This window comes from Candidatus Erwinia dacicola (assembly GCF_001756855.1).
Lineage (GTDB): Bacteria > Pseudomonadota > Gammaproteobacteria > Enterobacterales > Enterobacteriaceae > Erwinia > Erwinia dacicola.
This window is the reverse complement of record NZ_MAYS01000586.1, coordinates 1-2,356: the sequence shown is the minus strand read 5'-3', so window position 1 is coordinate 2,356 and position 2,356 is coordinate 1. Positions and strand designations below refer to the sequence as shown.

General features: G+C 54.4%; 1 protein-coding gene and 1 pseudogene. Both read right to left on the bottom strand.

All coding sequences use genetic code 11. The features are described from left to right. A pseudogene (locus BBW68_RS14515) lies at positions 1 to 874 on the bottom strand (AAA family ATPase); the annotation flags it as partial. A 10-nt stretch (positions 875 to 884) separates the two neighbouring features. Then, positions 885 to 2,276, bottom strand: a complete 1,392-nt coding sequence (locus BBW68_RS14510) for a Mu transposase C-terminal domain-containing protein (RefSeq protein WP_070135893.1) — start codon at positions 2,274 to 2,276, stop codon at positions 885 to 887. Positions 2,277 to 2,356 lie beyond the last annotated feature (80 nt).

Here is a 2,356-nt window from a genome sequence, read left to right as displayed (position 1 = left end):
ATACCCTGATTACCGATAGCGCTGGCGCGAACGACGCCCCGCGCCAGCTTGAACATGCGACGGTAATTACCCGTTGAATATTTGAGAAACGCCTCGGCAACGCCCGGCACTGAGATAACGTCACCGCCATCTTCATCCGGCAGCAGGCTAGCGAGGATGGTATTGAAGTCCTCAACCTCGGACTTGCTCTTGTGGGCCTCAAGGTCTAACGCCATACCCACGCGGCTGTAGAGCTGCGCAAACTCACCGCGAGACCCCTTGAGGTTAATCAGCAGGCGAGGCATGCCCGCCAGCACAATGGCAACGCCAGAACGGTCGTAGATACGGCGCAGGACTTTCAGTGCGCGGTATGGCAGCAGCTCGGCCTCATCCACCAGGATAACCCAGCCAGTGCCCGTCAGCGCCTGTATACACTCTTCGCTTAACTCATGGATATTGCCGCTCTTCTTCACGCCGAGACGGGCGCACAGCTCCTGCAGCAGCACTTTGGCGGTGTAGCCGGGGTCGGCCTCAATCAGGATCGCGCCCTTATTCATCTCCACATAGCGCTTCAGCGCCATCGTTTTGCCCATACCTGCCGGGCCATAAATAACGCCGATATCGCTGTCCATATGGGTATTGCTGATTAAACCCAGCGCCAGCCCGGCCAGCTGGGTCTGAACAAAGGATTCTTTAACTTCACGGCGGCGGGCGCGCTCTTCCTCGCGGCTGATAAAGTCAGCGATAGCCGACTCGACGTTACTGATATTGCCGTTATAGACGCCTTTCAAATACTGAGAAATAACTGCTGTGCTCAGACCTGTTTTAGTGGCTACTTTTTTTGAGTGTAGCCAGTCCCCTCCAGCAAGTGGATTAATTTATCTTTGATGTTCATTTAAATAACCTTATTGATGATTACTGGCTTTCTTTAAATCGCTTTCAAATTCCGATTCGAATAAATAAACCTTTTCAGGTTCGTTATTATCCCGCACCGGGGCAAACATCGTGACGTCAATCTCAGGCCGTTGTTCAAGCGCAGGCCGCAGCTCTTCCTGCTTGCGACGCACCTTGTCTTCCAGGTTCTTAACGCTGCGTTTAACACGCTTCTCTTTAAGCTGCTCGATACGGGCTTTCGGGAATGCGTCGACCTTATTACCGTTCCAGATAGCGTCACATATCCATGAGCCGTCCATGCGGCGCACAATAACGCTGTGGGGGTCGTGAATATCAAAGCAGACCCGGACTTCTTCACCCTCGACGCAGGCCAGTTCGGTGCTGAAATAGATATTCTTGAATAGCTGGATCTCGCCGCGTCTGGCCGTACAAATCTGTTCTGGCCGGAACATTTCATGCAGCTCTGAGCTGGTCAGGAACTGAATTTCCTCCTGTTCCTGTTTAATAACGTGATTACGATAGGCCAGCGGCGACCAGTGCTGCCCGCTGTCGCGCTCCGGCAGACTGCGGTGTGGGCGATTATTGTGCCGTTCTATCTGGCTCTCAATCTCTGCAACCAGCTGCTCCATCGTCGGCACCTTGCGCATGGCAGAGGCCTGCGCCTCATTCAGCGAGAAGCCTTTCTCCAGCGCATTGACCGCTGAATCCACCGCCTTGCGGTACTTACGTTGAGCCTCCCTGTCACCAGATTTACCCACCCAGGAGCCGAAGGCCATCGCGGCACGCTTCGGTATTTCCTGGTTAAGACGTTCGATAATCCCGCGCCCCTGTGGATTACCGGGAATACCGGTGGGGTGCTCAATACCTAGACGGGAGAAAATACCCGTAATATCGGCATCGAATACGGCGTTTTTCTCACCGCCACCGTTATCGGAGTAGTACATCAGCGGTACGCCATAGCGTGATACTGCGTTACGGATGGCGTCACCTACGGCGACCTGGCTTTCGGACATGGCCAGACTCCAGCCCACCACCACGCGGGTGCGGGCGTCGATTACTAACGTAATCTCAGGCCTGAATGGCTTGCCCGTCTCAGGGTTAATCACTTCCATCTTCATGCCGTGGCCATCGCCGACCCACACATCATTAACCGGAATAACTGACCAGTCGCGGCGCACAAACGGCAGGTACTTCTTGTAGTCGGAGCCGGTTGCACGTCCGCGCTCACGCTCGGCAACAGGCAGCTTGTCCAGCACATAGCGCACTGTGTCAACTTTGGGTAGCATGGATAACATAATATCGTTGTCCCCGTATTGCTCAATCCACCACTTCGCAAACTTCTCGTATGCCATCATGACAGTGGGTTTGTTGGTATCGCGCCAGAAGCGCATAAAGTCCGGCATTCATGAATACTGAAACACCTCTTTTTGCTGACCTTACCCGGTGCCAGCAGCGCCATACGCTCACCCACCGTATCCGCCGC